This is a genomic window from Pseudomonas sp. NKUCC02_KPG, assembly GCF_019345465.1.
In the GTDB taxonomy this organism is placed as follows: domain Bacteria; phylum Pseudomonadota; class Gammaproteobacteria; order Pseudomonadales; family Pseudomonadaceae; genus Aquipseudomonas.
Window position 1 is genome coordinate 1 of the sequence record NZ_JAHKRC010000018.1, and the last position, 26,164, is coordinate 26,164.

Below are 26,164 nucleotides of genomic sequence, written 5' to 3' on the forward strand. Positions count from 1 at the left end.
CCTGGCGGCGCGTTCGGCCTGCGCGGCGTTATCGATCATGGCCAGTTTTTGAGCGCTCATGCACGGGGTTCCTTGTTGGTGAGCAACTGGTACGTCAGCTCGGTGTTCAGGTTATCCAGACGTTGTTCGGGGGTTACGCCGGGCTCAGCCAGTATCAGGCGATAAGCACCATGGGCCGGGCCTTGAGGAAAGTCCGTCCCCAGCACCGCTTGAAAACGCGCCCACAAAAAAATCTCATCGGCGGCGCTGTAGCCGTATCGCTCGGCAGTGTTTATGCAGTGGGCGACCCATTGTTCTGCGGTCATGTCCTGACCTTGCAGATAGTCGGGGAAGTAAGTGTCGCAATGTTCGATCAAGCGCCGGGTAAAGCCCTGTTGCTTGGCACTGTTCAAGTGATCCAGTTGTTCTGCGGGCAGACGCAGCCAGGGCGTGTCTGCATACCGCGCTGCGGGCTGATCAGGTTGGGCCTGATGAATTACTGAGTGCGCCAGTCGTATTAGTTGTATTGGCCCCATCAAGGGGGCGCGCTCATGGGCAGGCAAGTCGGCTAGCCACAAGGCGGTAATCCGGGGGTCGTAGAAACGGAATAACACCGTGACCTCGCCCTGGACGCGGGCATGGACGAGGCTGCGCACATGCTCGACTACGGTTTTTTCATCAGCCAGTGATTCCAGCCAGATCCCCGCCGTGGCGCTCCACTGCTCGGTAAAGGTGTGAGCCAGAGGGCTGTTGGGCGTCACTGGGACCAGTACTGGGCTGACTTCATCCAGCGCGCTGTAGGCGGTGCGTTGATACAGGGAATGCAATTGCACGCCGGGCGCGACCTCGAACAACCGGTGCGCCAGATTGTCGATTTGGGTGCGATCAAGTAACAGGTACGCCTGACTCATACCTTCGACTCCTCAAGCTTCTGACACACCGCACAAATAGAGGTGACCTGTTGCGTGGCCTGCCTCACGGCTGTTTTTTGCGCAGGCAATGAAGGCATCCCCCACGCACCCGCCACTACCGGAACCACCGAAGCCGCAGGCATGGCCCCTATTCCCACCGCCGGTGCGCCGCCCACGACGATGGGTTGGCTGCTGAAAATACCGCCGGCACTGATGACGATGTGTTGGCCGCCCGCTGCCAGCGTGAGGCTCATGCCTGCATCGATCACTACGTTGGCGGCGCTGAGGTGTGCCTGGCTGGTTGCCTGTATCACCAGTGAGCCATCGGCCGTGGTGCTGCTGTTACCGCGGATGGACAACAGCTCGTTGCCGCCGATCACAGTGTTGCGCAGGCCCTGGGTGGTGTGCAGTTCGTCGCCTTCAATCAGGCTGGAGCTGTTGCGGTCGACCTGCTCGAAGCGGTCGTGTTCGATCAGGCTGTGGCTGTCTCGGGTGATGTGCTCGCGGCGGTCGTTGCCAATGGTGGTGTCGCTGTTGTTGAGGATTACCTGCTCAAGGTCACGTTGGGCCCGCAGGTAGATTTTTTCCTGGCCTGCACGGTCTTCGATCAACAGTTCGTTATAGCCACCGGTGTGTGGCGAGCTTTGGCTGCGCAGCACGGTTTTGGTTTTGTGCGCCGGTAACGGGTAAGGCATCGGGTTGGTCTTATTGGGGACGCAACCGGTGATCAGCGGTTTGTCGGGGTCGCCTTCGACGTAGCTGATGACCACTTCCATGCCGATGCGCGGGATCGTCACGGCGCCGAAGTTTTCCCCGGCCCAGCTGGATGAAACCCTGACCCAGCAGCTGCTTTTTTCGCTGTTGAGTTCAGCTCGGTCCCAGGGCAGTTCAATCTTTACCCGTCCTAGCTCGTCGCAATAGATCTCTTGACCTTGGGGGCCGGTCACGCGGGCGGTTTGCGCGACCAGTGGCGCGCGGGCGGGTGGCAGGGGTGGGCGGAAGAACACGTCCCACGGTATCGCACTGAACGTGTTGCGGTAGCCCTGGGTGAAGCCGTCAGCGGGTGTTGCATCGCGGGTGATCGATTCTTCCAGCGCCTGGGGCTGCTTGCCTTCGTGGTTCACGCTGAGCAATAGCCACAGGTCGTTGCAGGCTTTGCGCGGGTGTTCGCTCAGGGTGAACAAGTGGCCACTGCGCAACGTGGGCTGATCGCTTTTGCCTTCGGCCAGTTGGTAGTCGGTTCGATGGCGTTCGAGGGCTTGCCGGGCCAACTGTTGGCCGCGCTTTTCGGTACTGATCAGTACCGGGTAGTGGTAATCCTCCAGCGCGGGGGTGAACTTGGCGGTGAAGGCATTTTCGATCAGCAGGCTTGGCCGGTTCAGGTCGTAATCACGACGGGTAACCGTGCTGGTGCGGGTACTGAAACGTTGGGAAAACTGCTCAACCACCGGGTAATCGGCGACGTTTCCGGTGCCTTGCTGGTAGGGCGTTTCGCCCAGCGCAGGAAAATAGGCCTGGCTGTCAGTGAATACCAGCAGGTGGCCGTCTTTCGTATGCTGGTGATGCCAGGCAATACCGTCTTCGGCACACAGGCGTTGCAGGAATGAATAATCGCTTTCGCCGTATTGAGTGCAGTACTCGCGCACAGGGCTGGTGCGGACATTAAAGCTAAATGCGTCAGCCTGAATACCATGGCCTTGCAGGACTTTTGCGATGATCTGCGGCACGCTGTGGTGTTGGAAGATTCGCTGGTCGTAGCTGAACTGCAAATAGTGGAGTGCGGGGACCAGGGTCAAGTGATAGTGGGTCAGGCGCTTGCCGGATTCGCCCACGCAAACATCTTCGATGCGCCCGTGTATGCCTTCGCCGTTGAGGCCAAATTGCAAAAAGGCAGGCAGGCTGAGCAATGATTCAAGATTGATGTCTGGGTTTTCACTGACCAGTTCAATGTTGATTTCGTAGAGTTGGCTGATGGCTTCAAATCCTTCAAAGCCGAGCACTTTGAAGTCGTTGCGGATATCGGGAATGTGCAGCGAGAAGTGTGCCGTGTTGGCCGGTACGAACATGCAATGACCTTCGGGGTGGGAGTTTAAATAAGGGCATTGAAAGCCTGTGGGTCAAAGAGTATGACCGATGGTTATTTGTTGTTGAAGTGCCTGGCTATATATAAAGATTTGTTTAATCTATATAAAAATTCATGCTTATCAATGGCTTGCATAAATTCAGAGGGCTGAAGTTTATTTAAATTATTTGAATTATTTTATAAAGTGCGCAAGATGTTGCGCACTTTCTACCGGTTAATAACGGCTTGATTAGTAGCGGTAAATAAGCAAGTGGTCTTTATCCAAGTGTGCAACAAGTTGCGCACTTGGATAGATAGGGTTTGTTTTCGATGGCCATGGTGTGTCGTGTTGCAGCGTGATCAAGGGCACATTTCACTGCCGGTGAAAGCAGGTCGTGGGTGGTTTTTACCGCTTGAAACGTGCCTCTGGGTCACCGGGCGGGGAACTGAGTAGCAAATAGGCAGTCTTTAAGGCGGGTAAAGCAAGGTCGCCGCTAGCTTAGGCGGTGACTTTTCTTTATCGTACGCGCCCTCCGAAACTGCTTGAGAACACCACCATGATTGAGTCATCCCTTAGCAAACTGGAACAACTGGTCAGCGACCTGGTTCAGCAAAAGCAAGAACTGCTGGACGCCAACGAACAGCTGAGCGCTGAACTGGCTCTGGCCAAAGACGAAAACGAAAGCCTGCAACTGACCCTGATGGAACAGGAAGAGAAACAAGGCGCAACCGCAGCCCGCATTCAGGCACTGGTTGAGCGCGCGAGCCCTGTCAGCGCATGAGCGTGGACAGAGACGGAGTAAATGTCGTCTCGATTTTGGGTAACGACTACACGATCAAAGCGCCGGAGGGGGAGCAAAAGACCCTGATGGCGGCCACGGTCATGTTGAAAGCCGCCCTGGCCGAAACGAAAAGAAAGTACCCGAGCCTGATCGGGGACAAGCTGTTGGTGCTGGCAGCGCTGAATCTGTGTTCCAAGCAGATTGAGCTGCAACTGAGCCACAAACAGGAACTCGACCGTTATCAAGAGCAAGTCAGCGCCACGGTCGATGTGATTGAGCGAACGTTAGGGCAATCCTGACACTTCGCAATACTCTGTAGTCGCTGCCCAAGGCTGAAGGTCCTGCGGACCTTATCGCAGCCTTCGGCAGCGACTACAGGGAATCAGGCTGTTTTTACCCCGCCATCACTTCGCGAATATCCGCCGCCAGTTCCCGTACCCGTGCCTCTTCGGTGTCCCAGGAACACATGAAACGTGCGCCGCCTTTGCCGATAAAGGTATAGAAGCGCCAGCCCTTGGCGGTCAGCGCAGCCACGGCCGGTTCCGACAGTTGCAGGAACACGCCATTGGCTTCCACGGGGAACATCAGTTCAACCCCCGGAATGTCACTCACCAACTGGCTCAGCAACTGCGCGCAGTGGTTGGCGTGGCGTGAGTGTTTGAGCCATGCGTCGTTTTCCAGCAAGCCCACCCAGGGTGCCGACAAAAAGCGCATCTTCGACGCCAGTTGACCGGCCTGTTTGCAGCGGTAGTCGAAGTCCACCGACAGGGTGTGGTCGAAGAACAGAATCGCTTCACCCACCGCCATGCCATTTTTGGTCCCGCCAAAGCACAGTACATCCACACCGGCTTTCCAGCTCAGCTCTGCGGGCGTGCAGCCGAGGAAGGCGCATGCGTTGGAGAAGCGGGCACCGTCCATGTGCAGCAACAGGCCCAGCTCCTTGCAGGTGTCGCTGATGGCGCGAATTTCTTCAGGGCGGTACACGCTGCCGACTTCCGTGGCCTGGGTGATGGTCACCACTCGCGGCTTTGGATAGTGGATGTCTTTGCGCTTGAGGGCGATTTCGCGGATCGATTCGGGGGTGATCTTGCCGTTTTCAGTGCGGGCGATCAGCAGCTTGGAGCCGTTGGAAAAGAATTCAGGCGCGCCGCATTCGTCGGTCTCGACGTGGGCGGTCTCGGAGCAGATCACGCTGTGGAAACTCTGGCACAACGATGACAGGGCCAGGGAGTTGGCCGCAGTACCGTTGAAGGCAAAATAGACTTCGCAGTCGGTTTCGAACAGTTTGCGAAAGTCGTTGGCAGCGCGCAGGGTCCACTCGTCATCGCCATAAGAGCGTTGATGACCGTGGTTGGCCAGTTCCATGGCGGTCCAGACTTCAGGGCAGATACCGGAGTAGTTGTCGCTGGCGAATTGTTGGCTCTTGTCAGTCATTTCCCGGTTCCTTGGTCGAATTGTGTCGTGCACTTTATCCAAGATTTTGTCGGGTGCACAGGCACGACTCAAAGTGCGGAAAACCCTTACAAAAGAATAGCTCAAAGTCCCGTAATAAAAGTGTGGGAGGGGGCTCGCTCGCGGTGGCATCGCCCGGGTTTGCCAGGCAAACCGCGCCGCCAGTATCGCGAGCAAGCCCGCTCTCACAGGGTTATGCGAAACCATGTCGTAAACGCACCATTGCGTGGCGTCCATAGGCATTTGATCTGCCTGCGCCAGCTCTACCATCTGGCTCAAAGGGCATACGCCCCACCGAGACCAAAGGCGCGCTGGCGCTGGGAGACACGCAATGTTCAGCAAGCAGGATCAGATCCAGGGTTACGACGATGCCTTGTTAGCGGCCATGAATGCCGAAGATCAGCGCCAGGAAGATCACATCGAGCTGATTGCCTCCGAGAACTACACCAGCCAGCGTGTGATGGAGGCCCAAGGCAGCGGCCTGACCAACAAGTACGCCGAAGGCTATCCGGGCAAGCGCTATTACGGCGGCTGCGAACATGTGGATAAAGTCGAGCAGCTGGCCATCGACCGCGCCAAACAACTGTTCGGCGCCGATTATGCCAACGTGCAACCACACTCCGGCAGCCAGGCCAACGCGGCGGTGTACCTGGCGTTGCTCAATGCCGGTGACACCGTGCTGGGCATGAGCCTGGCCCACGGCGGGCACTTGACCCACGGCGCCAGCGTCAGCTTCTCCGGCAAGTTGTACAACGCCGTGCAGTACGGCATCGACACCACCACCGGGCTGATCGACTACGACGAAGTAGAACGTCTGGCCGTTGAGCATCAGCCAAAGATGATCATTGCCGGCTTCTCGGCTTACTCCAAATTTCTCGACTTTCCACGCTTTCGCCAGATTGCCGACAAGGTGGGTGCCTACTTGTTTGTCGACATGGCCCACGTGGCCGGCCTGGTCGCGGCGGGGCTGTACCCCAACCCGCTGCCCTACGCCGACGTGGTCACCACCACTACCCACAAAACCCTGCGCGGCCCCCGCGGCGGGTTGATCCTGGCCAAGTCCAACGAAGCCCTGGAAAAGAAACTCAACTCGGCCGTGTTCCCCGGTGGCCAGGGCGGTCCGCTGATGCATGTGATCGCGGCCAAGGCGGTGTGCTTTAAAGAAGCCCTGGAGCCGGGCTTCAAGACCTATCAAAAGCAGGTCATCGACAACGCTCAGGCGATGGCCGAAGTGTTTATCAAGCGTGGCTTCGACGTGGTCTCGGGCGGCACCGACAACCATCTGTTCCTGCTCAGCCTGATCCGTCAGGGCCTGACCGGCAAAGACGCCGACGCAGCCCTGGGCCGTGCTCATATCACGGTCAATAAAAATGCGGTGCCCAATGACCCGCAATCACCGTTCGTGACGTCGGGCCTGCGCATCGGTACCCCGGCAGTGACCACGCGCGGTTTCAAAGTGGCGCAGTGCACGGAACTGGCGGGCTGGATCTGCGACATCCTCGATCACCTCGGCGATGCCGATATCGAGGCCGACGTGGCACGCCAGGTGACCTCGCTGTGCAAAGACTTCCCGGTTTATCGCTGAGCGCGTTTTTGGAGTAAACCCTATGCAACGGTATTCAGGCTTCGGCCTCTTCAAACACTCCCTCAGCCACCATGAAAACTGGCAGAAGATGTGGCGCACGCCGACCCCTAAAAAGGTCTACGACGTGGTCATCGTCGGCGGTGGCGGCCACGGGCTGGCCACTGCCTACTATCTGGCCAAGGAGCACGGCATCACTAACGTGGCCGTGGTCGAGAAGGGCTGGCTGGGCGGCGGCAACACGGCGCGCAACACCACCATCGTGCGTTCCAACTATTTGTGGGACGAGTCGGCGCACCTGTACGAACACGCGATGAAGCTTTGGGAAGGCTTGTCCCAGGACTTGAACTACAACGTCATGTTCTCCCAGCGCGGTGTCTACAACCTGTGCCATACCTTGCAAGACATACGTGACTCGGAGCGCCGGGTCAGCGCCAACCGCCTCAACGGCGTGGATGGTGAACTGCTTGACGCCAAGCAAGTGGCGGACGAGATCCCGTACCTCGATTGCTCAAAAAATACCCGCTACCCGATTATCGGCGCCACCGTACAGCGCCGTGGCGGTGTGGCCCGTCACGATGCCGTGGCCTGGGGTTTTGCCCGGGCTGCGGATGCGCTGGGTGTAGACCTGATCCAGCAAACCGAAGTGCTCGGTTTTCGCAAGGAAAACGGCGTGTGCATCGGCGTTGAAACCAGCAAGGGTTTTATCGGTGCCAAGCGCGTAGGCGTGGTGACGGCCGGTAACTCCGGGCACATGGCCCGTCAGGCCGGTTTCCGCCTGCCGATTGAATCCCACCCGCTGCAAGCGCTGGTGTCGGAGCCGATCAAGCCAATCATCGACAGCGTGATCATGTCCAACGCGGTTCACGGCTACATCAGCCAGTCCGACAAGGGCGACCTGGTGATCGGTGCCGGGATCGACGGCTACAACGGCTACGGTCAGCGCGGCTCGTACCCGGTGATCGAGCACACGATTCAGGCCATTGTGGAAATGTTCCCGGTGTTGTCCCGCGTGCGCATGAACCGCCAGTGGGGCGGCATCGTCGACACCACTCCCGATGCTTGCCCGATCATCTCCAAGACCCCGGTGCCGAATCTGTTCTTCAACTGCGGCTGGGGTACGGGTGGCTTCAAGGCCACGCCGGGCTCGGGCAACGTGTTTGCCGCCAGTCTGGCCAAGGGCGAGATGCACCCATTGGCTGCACCGTTTTCCATTGACCGGTTCCACACCGGCGCCCTGATCGACGAACACGGCGCTGCCGCTGTCGCCCACTAACAGGAGAAACACTCATGCTTCATATCTTCTGTCCCCATTGCGGCGAACTGCGCTCCGAAGAGGAATTCCATGCCAGCGGCCAGGCGCACATCCCGCGCCCGCTGGACCCCGCGGCCTGCACCGACGCCGAGTGGGGCGACTACCTGTTCTTTCGCGACAACCCTCGCGGCCTGCACCACGAACTGTGGAACCACGTCGCCGGTTGCCGCCAGTTCTTCAACGCCACGCGCAACACCGTGACCTACGAAATTCTTGAAACCTACCTGATTGGCACCCAGCCGCAGTTCACTGAACAGGCGGCACCACTGATCACCACGGCCACCCGCGAGCAGGGAGAAAAGGTATGAGCCAGACCCATCGCTTGCCTAATGGCGGCCGCGTAGACCGCAGCAAAGTGCTGACCTTTACCTTCAACGGTCAACAATACAAAGGCTACGAGGGCGACAGCCTGGCCGCAGCGCTGCTGGCCAATGGTGTCGACGTCATTGGTCGCAGCTTTAAATATTCCCGGCCTCGGGGCATTTATGCTGCCGGTGCCGAAGAGCCCAACGCGGTGCTGCAGATCGGCGCCACCGAAGCGACCCAGATTCCTAACGTGCGCGCTACGCAGCAGGCGTTGTACCAGGGCCTGGTTGCCACCAGCACCAACGGCTGGCCCAACGTCAACAATGATGTGATGGGGATCCTGGGCAAGGTTGGCGGCAAGCTGATGCCGCCGGGCTTCTACTACAAAACGTTCATGTACCCGCAATCGTTCTGGATGACGTACGAGAAGTACATCCGCAAGGCGGCAGGCCTGGGCCGTTCGCCGACCCAGAACGACCCCGACACCTACGACTACATGAACCATCACTGCGACGTACTGATCGTCGGCGCAGGGCCTTCAGGCCTGGCGGCGGCACTGGCTGCAGCACGCAGCGGCGCGCGGGTGATCGTGGCCGATGAGCAGGAAGAGTTTGGCGGCAGCCTGCTCGACAGCCGCGAAAGCCTGGACGGCAAACCGGCGATGGAATGGGTTGCTAAAGTCATCGCTGAACTCAAGGCATTGCCGGGCGTGACGCTTTTGCCTCGGGCGACAGTCAACGGCTATCACGACCACAACTTCCTGACCATCCACGAGCGCCTCACCGACCATCTGGGTGATCGCGCACCGATTGGCCAGGTTCGTCAGCGCATTCACCGGGTTCGGGCCAAGCGTGTAGTCCTGGCGACCGGCGCCTGCGAGCGGCCATTGGTGTACGGCAACAACGACGTGCCGGGCAATATGCTGGCGGGCGCAGTGTCGACTTACGTGCGCCGTTACGGCGTGGCACCGGGTAAAAAACTGGTGCTCAGTACCAACAATGACCACGCCTACCGCGTTGCTCTGGACTGGATCGATGCAGGCCAGCAAGTGGTGGCTGTCGCCGATGCGCGCAGCAACCCTCGCGGCGCACTGGTAGAAGCGGCGCGGGCCAAGGGCATCCGTATTCTGACCGCCAGCGCGGTGATCGAAACCCGTGGCAGCAAACACGTGACCGGTGCCCGTGTGGCCGCGATTGACCTTAAAACCAACAGTGTCGCCAGCCCCGGCGAATGGCTGGAATGCGATCTGGTTGCCACTTCGGGCGGTTACAGCCCGGTGGTGCATCTGGCCTCGCACCTGGGCGGTAAACCCACCTGGCGCGAAGATATTCTGGGTTTCGTACCCGGCGAAGCACCGCAAAAACGTGTGTGCGTAGGCGGCATCAACGGTGTCTACGGGCTGGGCGACAGCCTGGCCGATGGGTTCGAAGGGGGCGTGCGTGCTGCCAGCGAAGCCGGCTTCAAAGCGGTAGAGGGCGTGTTGCCCAAAGCCCTGAACCAGCACCAGGAGCCAACACTGGCACTGTTTCACGTGCCCCATGAAAAGGGCACTGCACGGGCGCCCAAACAATTTGTCGACCTGCAGAACGACGTCACCGCCGCGGCCATCGAACTGGCAACCCGTGAAGGTTTCGAGTCGGTCGAACACGTAAAACGCTACACCGCGCTGGGCTTCGGTACCGATCAGGGCAAGCTGGGCAACGTCAACGGGCTGGCCATCGCCGCACGCTCGCTGAATGTAACCATCCCGCAGATGGGCACCACCATGTTCCGCCCCAACTACACGCCGGTGACGTTCGGCGCCGTGGCGGGTCGCCATTGCGGGCATATTTTCGAACCGGTGCGTTACACCGCGCTGCAAGCCTGGCACGTCAAGCAGGGTGCCGAGTTTGAAGATGTGGGCCAATGGAAGCGTCCGTGGTACTTCCCGCGTAATGGCGAAGACCTGCACACAGCGGTCAAGCGCGAGTGCCAGGCGGTGCGTGACAGCGTCGGTATTCTCGATGCCTCCACCCTGGGCAAAATCGACATTCAGGGCCCGGATGCGCGGGAATTCCTTAACCGCATTTACACCAACGCCTGGACCAAGCTCGATGTGGGCAAGGCTCGCTACGGCCTGATGTGCAAAGAAGACGGCATGGTGTTCGACGACGGCGTAACGGCCTGTCTGGCCGACAATCACTTTGTCATGACCACCACCACCGGTGGCGCAGCACGGGTACTGCAATGGCTGGAAATCTACCAGCAGACCGAATGGCCTGAACTGAAGGTGTACTTCACTTCCGTGACCGATCACTACGCGACGCTGACCCTGTCCGGGCCCAACAGCCGCAAGCTGCTGAGCGAAGTCACGGATATCGATCTGGACCGTGAAGCGTTCCCGTTCATGACCTGGAAAGAAGGGCTGGTAGGCGGTGTTCCGGCGCGGGTGTTCCGCATCTCGTTTACGGGTGAGCTGTCGTATGAGGTCAATATCCAGGCGGACTACGCGATGGGCGTGCTGGAAAAAATCGTCGAGGCGGGCAAGCAATACAACCTCACCCCCTATGGCACCGAGACCATGCACGTGCTGCGGGCCGAGAAGGGTTTCATCATTGTCGGCCAGGACACCGACGGGTCCATGACCCCGGACGACTTGAACATGGGCTGGTGTGTGGGTCGTACCAAGCCGTTCTCGTGGCTCGGCTGGCGTGGCATGAACCGCGAAGACTGCGTGCGTGAACAACGCAAACAGCTGGTGGGCCTCAAGCCGGTAGATCCGACCAAGTGGCTGCCTGAGGGCGCGCAGCTGGTGTTCGATCCCAAGCAGGCAATCCCGATGACGATGGTGGGTCACGTGACCTCCAGCTATGCCCACAACTCACTGGGTTATTCGTTTGCAATGGGTGTGGTCAAGGGCGGCTTGAAGCGCATCGGCGAACGTGTGTTTTCGCCCCAGGCCGACGGCAGCGTGATCGAGGCTGAAATCGTGTCTTCGGTGTTCTTCGACCCGAAAGGCGAGCGCCAGAATATTTGAGTGACACCTGTGGCAGCGGGCTTGCCCGCGATGACGGCAGACCAAACTACACAGAATTGAGCGGGTGACCCATGACCACAGCCAACGTATACCAACAGCGCCCGGACTCGGGCGCCAAAGCCGAGTCATCGTTACACCAGGCCAATCTCGCGGGCCTGATCGGCAAGGGCCGCAAAAACCCTGGCGTGACCGTGCGCGAGAAGAAACTGCTGGGCCATTTGACCCTTCGCGGCGACGCCAAAGACCCGGCCTTTGCCGAAGGCGTGCACAAGGCCCTGGGCCTGGAATTGCCGGTGGCCCTGAGCCTGGTGGCCAAAGACGAGACATCGTTGCAATGGATGGGGCCGGATGAGTGGTTGCTGATCGTACCCGGAGGCCAGGAATTCGCCGTGGAGCAAGCGTTGCGTGCAGCACTGGTCGGGCTGCATATCTCGGTGGTCAACGTCAGCGGCGGGCAACAACTGCTGGAACTGAGCGGGCCAAAGGTGCGCGAAGTGCTGATGAAGTCCACCAGCTATGACGTCCATCCGGACAACTTCCCGGTGGGCAAGGCGGTGGGCACCGTGTTCGCCAAGTCGCAGCTGGTGATTCGCCACACGGCTGAAGACACATGGGAGCTGCTTATCCGCCGCAGCTTTTCGGACTACTGGTGGTTATGGTTGCAGGATGCAGCAGCGGAGTACGGGCTGAACGTCGAAGCGTAAATATGATCCTGCCTGCGCCTCTGTGGGAGCGGGCTTGCTCGCGATTGCAGCACCACGGTCATCCGGATGTACCGTGTTGTTTGCAGCGCGAGCAAGCCCGCTCCCACACAGGTCGTGTGCGTTCCAATACCCATCAAGGAGCACCCCATGAGCCGCGCGCCCGATACCTGGATTCTCACCGCGGACTGCCCGAGCCTGCTGGGCACGGTGGATGCGGTCACGCGTTATCTGTTCGAGCACAGTTGCTACGTCACCGAGCACCATTCCTTCGACGATCAGCGCTCGGCGCGATTCTTTATTCGCGTGGAGTTTCGTCAGCCCGACAGGTTTGACGAGCACGCCTTTCGCGCAGGCCTGGCCGAGCGTGGCCAGGCGTTCGGCATGACGTTCGAACTGACGCCACCCCATCACCGGCCCAAAGTGCTGATCATGGTGTCCAAGGCCGATCACTGCCTCAACGACCTGCTCTATCGCCAGCGCATCGGCCAGTTGTCGATGGACGTGGTGGCCGTGGTGTCCAATCACCCCGACCTGGAGCCGCTGGCAAGCTGGCACGGCATCCCTTACCACCACTTCGCTCTGGACCCGCTCAACAAACCGGCGCAAGAAGCAAAGGTGTGGCAGGTGATCGAAGACACTGGCGCCGAACTGGTGATCCTCGCCCGTTACATGCAAGTGCTGTCTCCTGAGCTGTGTCGCAAGCTCGACGGCAAGGCGATCAATATTCACCACTCCCTGCTGCCCGGTTTCAAGGGCGCCAAGCCCTACCACCAGGCCTACGAAAAGGGCGTCAAGCTGGTGGGTGCTACGGCGCACTACATCAATAACGACCTGGACGAAGGCCCGATCATTGCCCAGGGCGTGGAAGTGGTCGACCACAGCCACTATCCCGAAGACCTGATCGCCAAGGGCCGCGACATCGAGGCCCAGACGCTGGCTCGCGGTGTGGGCTATCACATAGAGCGGCGCGTTTTCCTAAATGGAGGTCGTACGGTGGTGCTGTAGGGGCGCGGCACGTTCTAAGCTGGCTGCAGCAAGTAATCTCTCCAATAACAACAAGGGTGAATACGATGGCTGACAATCGCGGTGTGGTGTACCTGGGCAATGGCCAGGTTGAAGTGCAAAGCATTCCTTTCCCGAAGATGCAAAACCCTCAAGGCAAGCCCATCCACCACGGCGTGATCCTGCGTGTGGTATCGACCAACATCTGTGGCTCCGATCAGCATATGGTGCGTGGCCGTACCACGGCGCAAACCGGGCTGGTGCTGGGCCATGAGATCACGGGCGAGGTGATCGAGGCCGGGCGCGATGTGGAGCATCTGAAAGTCGGCGACCTGGTATCGGTGCCGTTCAACGTGGCGTGCGGGCGTTGCCGCAGTTGCAAGGAGCAAAACACCGGCGTCTGTCTGACCGTCAACCCGGCCCGTCCCGGCGGTGCCTATGGGTATGTGGACATGGGCGATTGGGTCGGCGGTCAGGCTGAATATGTATTGGTGCCTTATGCCGATTTCAACCTGCTCAAGCTGCCTTATCGTGACGCGTCGATGGAAAAGATTCGTGACCTGACGTGCCTCTCCGACATCCTGCCCACCGGCTATCACGGTGCTGTCACCGCAGGTGTTGGCCCTGGCAGTACGGTGTATATCGCCGGCGCCGGCCCCGTAGGCCTGGCCGCGGCGGCTTCGGCGCGTTTGCTGGGCGCTGCGGTCGTGATCGTGGGTGACGTGAATCCGATTCGCCTGGCTCACGCCAAGGCACAGGGGTTTGAAATTGCCGACCTGTCCAAAGACACGCCATTGCACGAACAGATTGCCGAGCTGCTGGGCGAGCCGGAAGTGGATTGCGCCGTCGATGCCGTGGGCTTTGAAGCCCGGGGTCATGGGCATGACGGGGTGAAACACGAGGCGCCGGCCACGGTGCTCAACTCACTGATGGGCGTGGTGCGGGTTGCGGGCAAAATCGGTATTCCGGGGCTGTACGTCACCGAAGATCCGGGTGCCGTCGATGCAGCCGCGAAAATGGGCAGCCTGAGCATCCGCTTTGGTCTGGGCTGGGCCAAATCCCACAGCTTCCATACCGGGCAGACCCCGGTCATGAAATACAACCGCCAACTGATGCAGGCCATCATGTGGGACCGGATCAAGATCGCCGATATCGTGGGCGTTGAGGTGATCAGCCTGGACGAGGCACCACGGGGCTATGGCGAGTTCGATGCCGGTGTGCCGAAGAAGTTTGTGATCGATCCGCACCGGATGTTCAGCAAGGCTTAAAAGCCACAACTGACTGTGTAGTCGCTGCCGCAGGCTGCGATGGATTGCGCAGCGATCCTGCCTTGAAGGGCCTGAGGCCCTTATCGCAGCCTGCGGCAGCGACTACAGGTTGGTTTACAGTGTCGCCAGCGGCCCCTGATACAACACGGGGCCGGTTGGCTGCCCGGTTGGTGAGCCGCCCTGCGGCTCAAGACTCACCGCCAGTACCACCGGAACCCTGATCAATTGCTGCTGGCTCTGGCTCAGGGCTATCCGACCATCGCCATCCGCGGGGATCAGCCCCAGGGACACCGGCTTGCCCTCAACCGGAATCGCCCACAATTCCAGACTGCGTCCTGCCTCAACCGCGCTCAGCTCAAGCGGTCGAACCTTCAGGTAATCGGCGTGGGCCTCGATCCTGAGGCCGGGCTGAGCGGTGCCGCTGAGCAGAGTTGCCTTGTACTGGACGCTGTCGTGGTTGTAGAGCAGGCCCACGGTCAAGGCGACCAGCAACGAACAGGCAACCGCACCCAACCGCAGCCAGTTCCAGAACGCACGCTTTGGCGGTACATGGAGTGTTTGCGGTTCAATGCGCGCCACGATGGCGTGCCACACGTGCTCGGGCACAGGTTGCTCGATCAGGGGCTCGGTCAGTTGGGTGAGGTGGTTCTGCCAGTGGGCCAGCTCGCTACGCAGGTCGGTATCGTCCAGCAGCAGGTTTTCGAAACGTTTGCGGGCGGTGGGCGGCATCAGGCCGATGGCGTAATCGGCGGCCAGCGCACGGCGCCGTTCAGGGGTTTGATAGTTCATGATTCAAGGCACCTGCGCAGCCGCTCCATGCCCCGGCGGATCCAGGATTTGACCGACCCCAGCGGTGCATCAAGGGTGTGCGCCAGTTCGCTGGCACTCAGCCCCTGAAAATAGGCGATGGTGATGCTCTGGCGCTGCATGCCTTCCAGTCGTTCAAGGCAATGGCCAAGGGCGCTGGCCGCCCGGGCGCTGTCCAGTTGCTCATGGGCGCTGGGGCTCTCATCGGCCAAGGTGTCTTGCTGCAGGTCACTCAAGGGCAGTTCGCGATGTTTGCGCAGCTGGTCGATGGCCAGGTTGCGAGTGATGGTGATCATCCAGGTCAGAGGGGCCGACAAGTGAGCTTCATAGCGGGGGGCGTTGTGCCAGATGCGCACAAAGCTTTCCTGTACCACGTCTTGCGCCAGGTCGCTGCGGCCCATGCAGCGCAGTGCCACGCTGTGCAGGCGCGGCGCCACGGTTCGGTAGAGGGTTTCGAAGGCGCGGCGATTGCCCAGTGAACATTGGGCCAAGAGCGTTGCAAGGTCATCGGCATCGGTAATTAAAATAGCCACTCTCCCGTCAAACACAGTCAGGGCATCAGACCAGTCGTCGGTTGAGGTTAGTTCAGGCTGTGTGGTTGTTCCAATCATGTGGCACCTCTGTGTCCTGTATACGCAGGCAAGGGCACAGCGGATGCAGCGGTTTTCAATTAAGATTGCGGCCCGTTTGATCCGATAGTGGCACCTGGGAACATCTGCTGGGGTTTTGGGTCATAGACATAGTTTTACCGCTCTATTGCAGGCGGTTTTTTGGTTCTGGAGGTTGAAGCGATGAATAAGTTGAGCGGCGTGGCACTGGCAACATTGATGACCGTGGCAGCGAGCCCGGTGTTTGCAGGTTTCAGCCTGAGCGACGTGGCCAACGTGGCGGCGCAAGTGCAGGGTGCCAATGGCAATGGCGCGACCACCGACAAGTCGGCGCAAGCGGTGCAAATGCTGACCAAAGTCAACGAGCTGGGTGTAAAGCCTGAGCAGGCGGCGGGCGGTATCGGCGCGATGTTGAGCCTGGCGAAAAACCAGCTGACCTCCAGCGACTATTCCGAACTGACCCAGCAAGTGCCGGGCGTCAACAAACTGGCTGGCGCCGGTGCACTGGGCCAGTTGAGCCAGTTGGGCGGCCTGCTGGGCAAATCCAGTGGCGTGTCCGAGACCGCGACCAGCGCCGTCAGCAACGTGGCCAACACCGACCAGTTGAACAGTGCATTCACAGCCCTGGGCATGCAGGACGGCATGGTTGCCAAGTTTGCCCCGGTATTGCTGGAGTACTTCAAGGGCCAGAACGTCAGCACTTCGCTGCTGAGCAAGCTGGGCAGCGCCTGGGGCGTTTAAGGCTGGCAACTTTCACACCGTATTCTCTTTAAAAGGAAGTGCCCGTATGAGGTCTGTTTTTGTGTTGCTGTCTGTATTGGCGTTGCCGGTGATGGCGGCCGAGCCGACCCTGTACGGGCGTTACGAATACATCAAGTTGCCGGAAATTGGTGAAACCCTTAAAGCCAAGATGGACACCGGAGCCCTGACGGCGTCGCTGTCGGCCAAGAACATTCAGACCTTTACCCGTGATGGTGACGAGTGGGTCCGCTTCCAACTGGCGACCGAAGGCGCGAGCAGCAAGGTGTACGAGCATAAAGTGGCGCGCATCAGCAAAATCAAGAGCCGCGCCGATGAAGATGATGAGAAAGAAGTCCCCGAAAGTGCCAAGCGCCCGGTGGTCGACCTGGAGATGTGCCTGGGTAACGTCAAGCGCACCGTGGAGGTCAACCTCACCGATCGCAGCAGCTTCAACTATCCGTTGCTGATCGGCGCCAAGGCGCTGCGCGAGTTTGGTGCCGCGGTGAACCCGGCCCGTCGTTACACGGCAGACAAGCCCGATTGCTGATTTAGGTGGGAGCGGGCTTGCTCGCGATGGTATCGACGCGCTTTAACTGCAAGACCGAGTCGATTGCATCGCAGGCAAGCCAGCTCCCGCCTGCTCAGCGCTTGAGCAAACCGCGCACACTGATCCACACCGGGATCCCCAGCCCGATCCAGCTCAAGATGTCCCACGCGCCGTCACCCAGTAGCGCGCTGAACAATCCGGTCACGCTCACAAGCCCAATGGCCAGCGGGATGGAAAACACCTTCCAGAAGTTCGACTGACGCGGCCTCATCGAGCGTTCTCCCTGGCCGCACGTCGACGCACCCACCACAGGTACAAGCCGCTGGCGAGCACCACGATGGTCAGCAGGTCGAGGGCTGCCCAGAGGACTTTCATCGGCATGCCGCCGTAGTCGCCAAAGTGCAGCGGCTGGGACATGCCCATCGCATCCATGTACCACGGCCGTCCGGCCACCGCAGTGACGGCCAGGGTGCTGGCATCGATCAATACCGGTGTCAGCAGGTGCGAGGTCAGGTGCGTGCTGCCTTTCATGAATACGGCGTAATGGTGTTCGCTGGAGAAGCGTGTGCCGGGGAAGGCGATAAAGTCCGGGCGCATGTCGGGCGCGGCTTTTGCGGCGATCTCCAGCAGTTGGCTGGCCGGGGCGAGACGGGTCAGGGGCGGGGCCTCGCGGTAGGGTTCGATCATGGCGCTGAGGCTGTCATTGCGCCAGGCGGCGATGATCAGGTCGGCGCAGGCGCTGATCACGCCGGTCACGCCCACCACCAAGGCCCAGGTCAGGGTCACGGCGCCAAGCAGGTTGTGCAGGTCGAGCCAGCGCAAGCGGGTGGACTTGTCGGTGCGCACCGTCGCGAATTCGTGGCGGCGCATGAAGGGTAGATACAGCACCGTGCCGGAGATGATCGCCAGCACAAACAGCAGACCCATGAAGGCCAGCAGCAGCTTGCCGGGCAGCCCGGCGAACATGTCTACGTGAAGGCGCAGCATGACCATCATGATCCCGCCATTGGCTGACGGAACCTCTATGGCCTCGCCGGTGCGCGCATCGAGCATAAAGGTGTGGGACGAGTTGGGCTCGGTGCCCGCGGTGGCCGCCATGATCGTGAGGACGGCATTGGGTTCGTCTTCTTCCCAGCCGAAGTACTGCATGACCTCGCCAGGCCGATGAGCTTCGGCGGCGCGTACCAGTTGTTGCAGGTCGAGCGTCGGGGTGTCGGAGGGCAGTTCCTTGACCTGCGGCGCATCGCCCAGCAGGTGGTCGATTTCATGGTGAAAAATCAACGGCAAACCGGTCAGAGCCAGCATCAGCAAAAACGCGGTGCAAATCAGGCTGGTCCAGGTGTGGACAAAGGACCAGCGGCGGATGGTTTTGCTTTTCATGAAAATCCTGAATGCGTAAACCCTCTGTGGGAGCGGGCAAGCCCATTCCCACAGGAGTCAGGTGTCCCTTGGCGGGTTACCACTTGTAGTTGACGCTGGCCATTACGTTGCGGCGATCGCCGTAGTAGCAGTAGAAACCGTCGCAGGTCGACAGGTATTCCTTGTCGAATACGTTGTTGGCATTAACCGAGACCGTGGCACCCTTGAGCGTTTTACTGACCTTGGAGAGGTCGTAATGCACGGCTGCGTCGTAGACGGTGTAAGCATCGGTGTGCCCGTAGGAAGCATCCGGCACATAGGCCATGCTGCCGATCGCAATGTTGTCGGTTTCACCAATGTAGCGAGCGCCAAAGCCCACGCCGAAGCCATCCAGCACGCCTTTGTGCCAGGTGTAGTCAGCCCAGATGGACGCCTGATGTTCAGGCGTCAGTGGCAGTGGACGGTTCTTGTCCAGCGGGTCGGACACCTTGGTCATTTTGGTGTTGGCGTAGGTGTAGGCGGCTGTCAGCTTCAGGTTGTCGTTGACGTTGCCCACGGCCTCCAGTTCTACACCGCGTACGTTGGCTTCACCCAGTGGTCGGCTGACACCCAGGGTATCGCTGAGCACAATGTTTTTGCGGGTCAGGTCATACACGGCTGCCGTGAACAGCATCTCGGTGCCGGGTGGCTGGTACTTGAGACCCACTTCGTATTGCTTGCCTGTGCCGGGTTTGAAGGCCTTGCCGCCAAAGCCACCCGGCTCGGCCTGGAACGATTCGGCATAGGAAACGTAAGGTGTGAAGCCTGAATCGAACACATAGCTCAGCGCGGCATTGCCGGTGAAAGCGCTGTCGTCACGTTTGTCGCGAGCGTTGTTTTCGTTGTAGAACGTGGTGTCGGTGTGCAGCCAGTCCTGGCGTCCGCCCAGGGTCAAACGCCAGTTATCCAGCGCCATCTGGTCTTGCAGGTAGAGGCCGGTATCACGGGTTTTCTGGTTGTAGTCGTTATAGGCGGTGTATTGGACGTTGCTGAAGTCTTGCCCGTAGATCGGGTTGATTATGTTGCTGGCCGGGGCAGCGCCGTATTGCCATTTATAGTTGGTGTTGACGCGCTGGTGGTCGAGCCCGATCAGTACCGTGTGCTTGAGGGTGCCGGTGTTGAAGTCCGCCTGGAAGTTGTTATCCACGGCGAATTGACTGATGTCCTCGTTCACGATGTTGGCGCCGCGCTGCAGAGTGCCGTCGTCGGCAACCGAACCGTAATAACCGCCTGCCGTGATGCCCTGGAAGGACAGATCACTTTTTGTGTAGCGCAGGTTCTGGCGGAACTGCCACACATCATCAAAACGGTGCTCAAAGGCGTAGCCGAGTGCGTAGTAGGTTTTGTCGTAGAACTCCCACTTTGGATCACCCAGGTTCTCGTGAAACTTCACCTTGCCCGCTGGTGAGTCCACTTTGGTGCCCTGGATCGGCAAGAACTGGCTGGTGATGCCGGTGTCGTCACGATTGAACTGGCTGAGGAACGTCAGCTTGGTGTCTTCGTTGATGTTCCAGGTCAGGCTGGGCGCGATGTTGTAGCGTTTGTCTTCGTTATGATCGATTGCAGTGTTGCTGTCGCGTACCACGCCGCTGACTCGATACAAGAATTGCCCTTCATCATCAATCGGGCCGGTGCTGTCGAAGCTGATCTGCTTGCGCTGGTAGCTGCCGACTTGTACCTGCACTTCATGGCTTGGGGTGTCTTGCGGGCGACGGCTGACCATGTCCAGCAAGCCGCCAGCAGGTGTCTGGCCGTAAACCGATGATGCCGGGCCACGGAGCAGGGCTACGCGCTCCAGGTCCCAGGTTTCCAGCTTGGGCATGGTGTAGGAACCCTTGGGCAGCGGCAGGCCGTCCAGAAACTGGGTCGGTTCAAAACCACGTACCTTCAGCCACTCCGAGCGGCTGTCGCTGCCGTAACTGCTGGCCGTAACGCCGGGCATATAGCGCACCGCGTCATCCAGGTTCTGCACTGCCCTGTCCTGCATCTGGCTGCGTGTGGCAACGGAGATGGAGCGCGGAGCTTCTGCCAAAGAGGTATCGGTTTTGGTGCCCGACGCTGTGCGCTGGGCCAGGTAGCCATCAACCGGGCCCCAGGCGCTTTCGTAATTGCCCTGGCCAGAGATAGTCGTTGCCTCCAGGGCCAACGCACCCTGGGGGATTTCGATCAGTGTGAAGCTGCCAGCAGTGCCGGGCACCAGCTGCAACCCGCTCCCCTGCAATGCTTCACGCAATGCAGTCGTGGCCTCGAACGTACCTTTGACCGGCGCCGAAGTTTTGCCCGCCAGCAAGGACGAGTCGATGGCCAGGGTGATGCCGGCCTGGCTGGCGATCTGATTCAGGGTGGCCGCCAAGGGTCCGGCGGGCAGGTTGTAGCTGCGCGCAGACGATGCCTGCTCGCCAGCAACCAGAACGGTACTGGTCAACGGGGCGCAGAGGGCGATGGCGATGGCTAACAGGCTGGGGCGCAACAACGTGTCGAGGGAGCGGGACATTCGGCGGGTTCCTGAATGGAAATGTTTCTGATGCCTCTCTGCCGGATGAGAGTTGAAAAGTGATAGGGCTGATTGAAAATAATTTAGATTCAGTTCGCCGACGGCTTGGCGCTGACGGTGATCCACCACGGGGTACGTTGCTCGATACGCACTGGCAAGGTCGGCTGCAAGGCATTGAGCGACCGTTCGATGTTGTTCAGTGGAAAGCTGCCGGTGATGCGCAGGTCGGCGACTTCGGGGCCTACGCCCAGATGGCCGACGTGATAGCGACTGAGTTCGCTGACCATGTCGGCCAGGCGCACGTTGTCCAGCACCAGCATGCCCCGCGTCCAGGCGTCTGCCCCCGGGCTGAGGGTGAGCATCTGGCCCAGGTGGTCGCGGCGCATCAGGACCTGCTGGCCTTCGCTATAGATGATGTGGTCTGCGCTGTTCTCTGGGTGTGCTTCGACTCGCGATTGCAGCACGCTCAGGCGCGTGCCGTCGTCTTCGCGCTTGACCATGAACCGTGTGCCCAGTGCGCGCAGGCTGCCGTCGCGGGTTTGCACGATAAACGGTCGAGGGTCGCCATGGCCGGTCTCAACCATGATCTCGCCTTCCTGCAGGATGATGCGTCGGGTCGTTTCATCAAACTGCACATCGACTGCGCTGTGGGTGTTGAGGTTGAGCAGCGTGCCATCGGCCAGGCGCAACTGGCGTTGTTCGCCGGTGGCGGTGCGCTGGTCGGCCATCCAGTAATCAATGGGCAGGTAGTTTTTACCGGCGAACAAGGCCAGCCCACATACCAGCGCGATACTGGCCAGGCCACTGCCGATTTTGCGCACCTGTCCCTGTGCGCCGTTGCGGGCATTGAGCAAGGCGTTGCGCGCCGGGATGCTGGTAGTGCTGAAGCGCTGATCGAGCATGCCCAGTTGCAGCCACGCGCGGGCGTGTTCTTCGCTGGCGCTGTACCACTTGGCAAATTCGGCCTGCTCCACGGCACTGCCGCTGCCGCAATCCAGGCACAACTGCCAGGCGATGGCGGCGTCCAGCACCTGAGAGGAAACCGGTTTGGTGTTGGCCTGGCTCATGTCGGTTCGCCATACAAGGCGATATAGCACTGGCGGATGCCCTGGGCCAGATACTGGCGTACGCGGGGCACAGACACGCCAAGGCGTTCGGCGATTTCAGCGTGGGTCAGTCCATCCAGACGGCTGTGAAGGAAGGCTGCACGGGACTTGCTCGACAGCTTGCCCAGCAGGCGATCGATGGCCCTGAGGTCTTCAAGGATCAGGTGCTGGGCTTCGGGTGAGGGGTGTTCGGCCTCGGGGATCAGCATCAGCTCGTTGAGCCAGGCCTGCTCCAGTGCCACGCGGCGAAAATAGTCGAACAGCAGGCCCTTGGCGATGGCCGCCAGCAATGCCCGTGGTTCGCGGGGGGCTTGCAGTCCTGGGCGGCCGAGCAGGCGCACAAACGTGTCCTGACTCAGGTCTTCGGCCCGCTGCGGGCAGGCCACGTTACGCCGCAACCACGCCAGCAGCCAGCCGCGATGGTCGCGATAAAGCGCTCCAACCAGCTCACTGTGTGGGTTTTGGACTGACGACAAAGACATCACCGACGGCAAGTTTTAACTAACGATAATTATTCGCGATTGTGTCAGAGGGAATGGTCCTACGCAATTGACGCTCATCGGATGGCAGACCGGGAGGGGTAAAAACCATTTTTTGTGGGAGCGGGCTTGCTCGCGATGAAATCGCTGCGGTGTGTCTGATGGACCGGGTTGTTTGAATCGCGAGCAAGCCCGCTCCCACAGATTAAAAACCGTGCATCTGCTTGCGCCGTTGCCACTGGTTCAGCCGCTGTTGCAGGGCCTGGGGGGTGTCGATGCCTTGGGTGCGGGCACGGCTGAACAGGATCAACGCCAGTTCGGCGGTGGCCAGGGCATCTGCGCTGGCGTTGTGGCGGTCTTCGACCTGCAGGTTGAAGTGGTTGATCCATTGATCAAGTCCGGCTTCGCGCAGATTCACCTGGGGACAAAGCATGGGTGCCAGTGCCGCCACATCCAGAAACGGATGCTGCAAGCGGTAGCCCAGGCTGTCCTTGAGGGCACGGGCGAGCATGTGCTGGTCAAACGGCGCATGGAACGCCAGCACCGGGCTGTCGCCAACAAAATCCATGAAGTCGAGCAGGGCATCGACCGGGTCGCTGCCTGCGGCAATGGCGGCAGGCCCCAGCTCATGGAGCAACATGCTGGGGCTCAAGGGGTTGTCGGGGCGCAGCAGGGTGCGTTCAAACCCCTGGCTGAAGTCAATGGCGCCGTCCTCAATGACCACCGCACCGATCGACAGCACTTGGTCGCGATTGAGGTTCAGGCCGGTGGTTTCCAGATCGACCACCACCCAGCGTTGCGTGCGCATGGGTGTCTCGCTCAACCCGCAGGCGGTCGGCAGTCGCAGCAGGCGCTGATGCTGCTCAAGGCTGAGCACCGGTTTTTTGCGTGGCAACAACCATGACAGCAGGCTCATAGCTGATACCGCAGGGCCAGGCTGCTTTGCAGGCGCTGGGCCTGGCGCAGGGCTTCACGCAGGATGCGTCGGTCCAGCTGGTTGAGGCTGTCAGGGTCGACGCGGTTGGAGTACGCACGGTTTTCCCGGGTTTGCAGCTGGTGCTGCTGCATGCGGGTTTGCTGGATGAAGTGATAGGCCTCTTCATAGGCGGCCCCGTCCAGTGGCTCGATCACGTGCAGGGTGACCAGCTGGCGCAGACGTTCCAGGGTATTGTTGGCTTCGACCCCGTTGGCCAGCGCCAGCAAGCGCGCGCCGTCAACGAAAGGCGTGAGGCCCTGGATCTTGAGGTCGAGGGTGGCCTTGTCGCCGCCTTTGCGTTCCAGCACAAACTCACGAAAGCGCCCCACGGGCGGGCGATGACGCAGTGCGTTGTCGGCCATCATGCGCTGGAACAGACGGTTGTCGGCGACCTGTCCAAGCATGCCGCGGCGCAGTTGCTCACAGCCCTGTTCATCGCCCCAGACCACCCGCAGGTCGAAATAAATGGTGGAGGCCAGCAGGTTTTCAGGGGTGGCTTCGCGGATAAATGCGGCAAAACGGCGGGCCCACTCGGCGCGTGACAGGCACAGGTCGGGGTTGCCGGCCATGATGTTGCCCTTGCACAGGGTGAAGCCGCAGGCTGCCAAGTGCTGGTTGATCTGCTGGGCGATGGGTAGCAGGCGCTGGCGAATCTCGGCGGCCTGGGCGTCATCCCTGGCCTCGAACAGAATGCCGTTGTCCTGGTCGGTGTGCAGGGTTTGCTCGCGTCGGCCTTCACTGCCAAAACACAGCCAGGTAAACGGTACGCCGGGGTCGCCCTTGTCAGCCAGCACCAGTTCGATTACCCGGCATACGGTGTGGTCGTTGAGCTGGGTGATGATGTGGGTGATCTGCGTGGAGGACGCACCGTGGGCCAGCATGCGCTCCACCAGTTGGCCGATTTCACCGCGCAGGTTGATCAGGGTATCCAGCCGTGGCGCGTGGCGGATGGTGCGCGCCAGATGGACCAGATCGACCCGTTGCAGAGAGAACAGATCGCGTTCGGACACCACGCCACACAGGCGCTGGTCCTTGACCAGGCACACGTGGGCAATGTGCCGTTCAGTCATGGCGATGGCGGCGTCGAAGGCGCTGTTATCCGGGCTCAGGTAGAACGGGTCGGGTGTCATGTGCAGTTCGATGGCTTGCGCAAAATCCTCAATGCCATTGGCCACCACCTGACGCAGGTCGCGCAGGGTGAAAATCCCCAGGGGCGATTTGTGTTCGTCGACGATCACAATGCTGCCCACTTGCTGTTCGTGCATCAGCCGTACGGCTTCGCGCAGCGAGACGGTGGGCGCACAGGTCACAGGGTGGCGCATGGCCAGTTCGCCCAGGCGGGTATTGAGCGAGTATTGGGTGCCCAGGGTTTCAGCCGCTTTTTGCTGAACCTGCTGATTGACCTTGTCGAGCAGGCTGCTGACGCCACGCAGGGCAAAGTCGCGGAACTCGTCGGACAGGCCAAACAGTTTGATAAATGCGAGTTTGTTCAGTTGCAGGCAAAACGTGTCTTCGGCGGCGCGGTGTTCAGTGCGGGTGGCGCGCTCGCCCAGCAAGGCGGCAAGCGGGAAGCACTCGCCAGCGGTGATCTCGAAGGTGGTCTGGGCTTCTTCGCGGCCCACGTGGGTGCGCTCGCCCACCACACGGCCCTGCTTGACGATATAGAAGTGTTCCACCGGGCCGTCGGTCGGTCGGATGATGCTTTCGCCGGGGGCATAGAAGCGCAGTTGGCACTGCTCGACCAGATACGCCAGGTGAGTGTTTTCCATTTGGTTAAAGGGCGGGAATCGCTGCAAAAACTGCATGGTGCCGTGAATGTTCTGTAGCACCGCGGTTTTCCCTGCCTGGAGAAACGCATCCGATTTACTCATTACTGATACCGCGTTGTTGGTGGTTAACCGTTGTTGTTATGACCGGACAGGGCTTCGCCCCATGGCGTACTTCTATCCCTCATGCTCGGCGGTCTGCACGCGGGTGCCCATTGGACGTAAGTCTATGGGGCCAGGGTTCTGAGACGGCTTTCAAAAAGGCGGACAGGTTTTTGTACATTATTTGTACTGCAAGGCTTGGAAATGCGAATGGCTAAGTGCACATTGGCAAATGGTCAGGGATAACCGACTACGCTCTTAGGATATTTCGCCGACAAGTTTGCTTTAGAGAAACATATGACTGAGCACGACATTTTGACTGACGCCGAACGTGAGGCCTTGAAAGAGGTCATGCTGACCCCTGCTTCGGCTTCATCATGTGTGTTGATTGTTGAGGACGATCCAGTGGCTCGGGAGTTGTTGGCGGAGCTTCTGGAACTCAATGCAATCGAAAGCCTCACGGCCAGCAATGAAGAGCAGGCGCTGGCGCTGTTGGCATCGGACAAGCCGATTAACCTGATGATCACCGATTTACGCATGCTGCCCCACGATGGCTTGCACTTGATTCGCAAAGTGCGCGAGTCGGATCAGGCCACCTTGCCGATTATCATCATGTCGGGGGATGCGAGTGTGCGCGATGCCATCGATGCCATGCATCTGCATGTGGTGGACTTTCTGCTCAAGCCGATTGATACCGCCAAGTTGCTCAAGCTGATCCGTCAGGAACTGGGGATCTAGGGCTTGCTGCGGGAAGGTGGGTC

The 26,164-nt window shown here is 60.0% G+C and carries 24 protein-coding genes; 12 read left to right on the forward strand and 12 right to left on the reverse strand.

Annotated elements, in window-relative coordinates:
- Window positions 1-56 precede the first annotated feature (56 nt).
- Window positions 57-890 carry a DUF4123 domain-containing protein gene (locus tag KO536_RS20860; protein ID WP_219262840.1) on the reverse strand — a complete coding sequence of 278 codons (834 nt, stop codon included), beginning with the start codon at window positions 888-890 and terminating at the stop codon, window positions 57-59.
- Window positions 887-2,956 carry a type VI secretion system tip protein TssI/VgrG gene (gene tssI, locus KO536_RS20865; protein ID WP_219262841.1) on the reverse strand — a complete coding sequence of 690 codons (2,070 nt, stop codon included), beginning with the start codon at window positions 2,954-2,956 and terminating at the stop codon, window positions 887-889. Before tssI ends, KO536_RS20860 begins: the two co-directional genes overlap by 4 nt.
- A gap of 553 nt (window positions 2,957-3,509) precedes the next feature.
- Here tssI and KO536_RS20870 point away from each other — a divergent pair.
- Both KO536_RS20870 and KO536_RS20875 read left to right on the forward strand, forming a co-directional pair.
- The gene (locus tag KO536_RS20870; RefSeq protein WP_133075245.1) at window positions 3,510-3,734 is read left to right on the forward strand and encodes a hypothetical protein; all 225 of its coding nucleotides are present in this window, start codon (window positions 3,510-3,512) and stop codon (window positions 3,732-3,734) included.
- The gene (locus KO536_RS20875; protein WP_133075246.1) at window positions 3,731-4,033 is read left to right on the forward strand and encodes a cell division protein ZapA; all 303 of its coding nucleotides are present in this window, start codon (window positions 3,731-3,733) and stop codon (window positions 4,031-4,033) included. Before KO536_RS20870 ends, KO536_RS20875 begins: the two co-directional genes overlap by 4 nt.
- Window positions 4,034-4,127: 94 nt before the next feature.
- On the opposite strand, the gene KO536_RS20880 is transcribed toward KO536_RS20875, so the two are convergent.
- The gene (locus KO536_RS20880) at window positions 4,128-5,168 is read right to left on the reverse strand and encodes a low specificity L-threonine aldolase (RefSeq protein ID WP_133075247.1); all 1,041 of its coding nucleotides are present in this window, start codon (window positions 5,166-5,168) and stop codon (window positions 4,128-4,130) included.
- 349 nt (window positions 5,169-5,517) lie between these two features.
- On the opposite strand from KO536_RS20880, the gene glyA reads away from it, so the two are divergent.
- From glyA to fdhA, 7 genes are all read left to right on the forward strand, one after another.
- Window positions 5,518-6,771 carry a serine hydroxymethyltransferase gene (glyA, locus tag KO536_RS20885; RefSeq protein ID WP_219262842.1) on the forward strand — a complete coding sequence of 418 codons (1,254 nt, stop codon included), beginning with the start codon at window positions 5,518-5,520 and terminating at the stop codon, window positions 6,769-6,771.
- A 22-nt stretch (window positions 6,772-6,793) separates the two neighbouring features.
- The gene (locus KO536_RS20890) at window positions 6,794-8,044 is read left to right on the forward strand and encodes a sarcosine oxidase subunit beta (RefSeq protein ID WP_133075249.1); all 1,251 of its coding nucleotides are present in this window, start codon (window positions 6,794-6,796) and stop codon (window positions 8,042-8,044) included.
- A 14-nt stretch (window positions 8,045-8,058) separates the two neighbouring features.
- Window positions 8,059-8,391 carry a sarcosine oxidase subunit delta gene (locus KO536_RS20895; RefSeq protein WP_219262843.1) on the forward strand — a complete coding sequence of 111 codons (333 nt, stop codon included), beginning with the start codon at window positions 8,059-8,061 and terminating at the stop codon, window positions 8,389-8,391.
- Window positions 8,388-11,405, forward strand: a complete 3,018-nt coding sequence (locus tag KO536_RS20900; protein WP_133075251.1) for a sarcosine oxidase subunit alpha — start codon at window positions 8,388-8,390, stop codon at window positions 11,403-11,405. Before KO536_RS20895 ends, KO536_RS20900 begins: the two co-directional genes overlap by 4 nt.
- 71 nt (window positions 11,406-11,476) lie before the next feature.
- On the forward strand, window positions 11,477-12,109 hold the full coding sequence (locus tag KO536_RS20905) for a sarcosine oxidase subunit gamma (RefSeq protein ID WP_219262844.1): 633 nt from the start codon (window positions 11,477-11,479) through the stop codon (window positions 12,107-12,109).
- Between the two features lie 147 nt (window positions 12,110-12,256).
- Complete coding sequence (gene purU / locus KO536_RS20910) at window positions 12,257-13,114, forward strand: formyltetrahydrofolate deformylase (protein ID WP_219262845.1); 858 nt, start codon at window positions 12,257-12,259, stop codon at window positions 13,112-13,114.
- 65 nt (window positions 13,115-13,179) lie between these two features.
- On the forward strand, window positions 13,180-14,379 hold the full coding sequence (gene fdhA / locus KO536_RS20915; protein WP_133075255.1) for a formaldehyde dehydrogenase, glutathione-independent: 1,200 nt from the start codon (window positions 13,180-13,182) through the stop codon (window positions 14,377-14,379).
- Between the two features lie 114 nt (window positions 14,380-14,493).
- Here fdhA and KO536_RS20920 read toward each other — a convergent pair whose 3' ends face one another.
- Both KO536_RS20920 and KO536_RS20925 read right to left on the reverse strand, forming a co-directional pair.
- On the reverse strand, window positions 14,494-15,168 hold the full coding sequence (locus KO536_RS20920) for an anti-sigma factor domain-containing protein (RefSeq protein ID WP_219262846.1): 675 nt from the start codon (window positions 15,166-15,168) through the stop codon (window positions 14,494-14,496).
- On the reverse strand, window positions 15,165-15,797 hold the full coding sequence (locus tag KO536_RS20925; RefSeq protein WP_133075257.1) for an RNA polymerase sigma factor: 633 nt from the start codon (window positions 15,795-15,797) through the stop codon (window positions 15,165-15,167). The genes KO536_RS20920 and KO536_RS20925 overlap by 4 nt, the downstream gene beginning before the upstream one ends.
- A gap of 180 nt (window positions 15,798-15,977) precedes the next feature.
- Here KO536_RS20925 and KO536_RS20930 point away from each other — a divergent pair, with 180 nt between their 5' ends.
- Window positions 15,978-16,535, forward strand: a complete 558-nt coding sequence (locus tag KO536_RS20930) for a DUF2780 domain-containing protein (RefSeq protein WP_133075258.1) — start codon at window positions 15,978-15,980, stop codon at window positions 16,533-16,535.
- A gap of 46 nt (window positions 16,536-16,581) precedes the next feature.
- Entirely contained in the window at window positions 16,582-17,082 is a 501-nt protein-coding gene (locus tag KO536_RS20935) for an ATP-dependent zinc protease (RefSeq protein WP_133075259.1), read from the forward strand.
- 94 nt (window positions 17,083-17,176) lie between these two features.
- Here KO536_RS20935 and KO536_RS20940 read toward each other — a convergent pair whose 3' ends face one another.
- The 7 genes from KO536_RS20940 to KO536_RS20970 all read right to left on the reverse strand — a co-directional run bounded on the left by KO536_RS20940 (window position 17,177) and on the right by KO536_RS20970 (window position 25,406).
- The gene (locus KO536_RS20940; protein ID WP_219262847.1) at window positions 17,177-17,353 is read right to left on the reverse strand and encodes a hypothetical protein; all 177 of its coding nucleotides are present in this window, start codon (window positions 17,351-17,353) and stop codon (window positions 17,177-17,179) included.
- On the reverse strand, window positions 17,350-18,462 hold the full coding sequence (locus KO536_RS20945) for a PepSY domain-containing protein (RefSeq protein ID WP_219262848.1): 1,113 nt from the start codon (window positions 18,460-18,462) through the stop codon (window positions 17,350-17,352). The genes KO536_RS20940 and KO536_RS20945 overlap by 4 nt, the downstream gene beginning before the upstream one ends.
- Before the next feature lie 76 nt (window positions 18,463-18,538).
- Entirely contained in the window at window positions 18,539-20,974 is a 2,436-nt protein-coding gene (locus KO536_RS20950) for a TonB-dependent siderophore receptor (RefSeq protein ID WP_219262849.1), read from the reverse strand.
- Between the two features lie 89 nt (window positions 20,975-21,063).
- A complete protein-coding gene (locus KO536_RS20955) occupies window positions 21,064-22,041 on the reverse strand; it encodes a FecR family protein (RefSeq protein WP_219262850.1) in 978 nt (325 codons plus the stop codon).
- A complete protein-coding gene (locus tag KO536_RS20960) occupies window positions 22,038-22,562 on the reverse strand; it encodes an RNA polymerase sigma factor (protein ID WP_219262851.1) in 525 nt (174 codons plus the stop codon). Before KO536_RS20960 ends, KO536_RS20955 begins: the two co-directional genes overlap by 4 nt.
- Window positions 22,563-22,764: 202 nt before the next feature.
- On the reverse strand, window positions 22,765-23,475 hold the full coding sequence (locus tag KO536_RS20965) for a PolC-type DNA polymerase III (protein ID WP_219262852.1): 711 nt from the start codon (window positions 23,473-23,475) through the stop codon (window positions 22,765-22,767).
- Window positions 23,472-25,406 (reverse strand): putative nucleotidyltransferase substrate binding domain-containing protein, encoded by a 1,935-nt coding sequence (locus KO536_RS20970; protein ID WP_219262853.1) that lies wholly within the window; start codon window positions 25,404-25,406, stop codon window positions 23,472-23,474. Before KO536_RS20970 ends, KO536_RS20965 begins: the two co-directional genes overlap by 4 nt.
- Before the next feature lie 294 nt (window positions 25,407-25,700).
- On the opposite strand from KO536_RS20970, the gene KO536_RS20975 reads away from it, so the two are divergent.
- Window positions 25,701-26,141, forward strand: a complete 441-nt coding sequence (locus tag KO536_RS20975) for a response regulator (RefSeq protein WP_133075267.1) — start codon at window positions 25,701-25,703, stop codon at window positions 26,139-26,141.
- Window positions 26,142-26,164 lie beyond the last annotated feature (23 nt).